The following is a 399-nucleotide window of genomic DNA, read 5'->3' on the forward strand; positions in this document are numbered from 1 at the left end:
CTCTTTTCGCCACGCGCACCCGCACCCCCATGGCCAGCCTCGCCACCCGCGCCAACCTCGTAACCCTCGCCGGCGTCCTGGCCGTAGCCGTCCCCTTCCTCCACGGTCTCCCCGCCTACCGGAACGACCGTTCCGCGGCCCACCGCCCCGAGAATCTCGCCGCCGTCTCCGCGCTCGCCGGACGTGAACTGCGGCCCGGCGACCCGGTGTTGTTCCTGCCGTCGTTCTGGCGGGTCACGGCGCTGGCGTATCCGGGGCCGTTCGCCGGGGCCCGGGACCTGGCGTCGGGGGAGTCGGGGGCGAGGTCCGGGACGCTCAGTGGGCGTGAGGTGGGGCCGGGGGAGTTGCGGGCGCGGCTCGCGGGTGTTGACCGGGTCTGGATCGTCGCGCAGTCGAATC

General features: G+C 74.2%; 1 pseudogene. It reads left to right on the top strand.

Annotation, left to right across the window (positions count from 1 at the left end):
- Positions 1-29: 29 nt before the first annotated feature.
- Positions 30-399: pseudogene (locus ACNFOC_RS55700) on the top strand (glycosyltransferase family 39 protein); the annotation flags it as partial.

Origin of the sequence: Streptomyces colwelliae, from assembly GCF_048158785.1 — a bacterium.
In the GTDB taxonomy this organism is placed as follows: domain Bacteria; phylum Actinomycetota; class Actinomycetes; order Streptomycetales; family Streptomycetaceae; genus Streptomyces.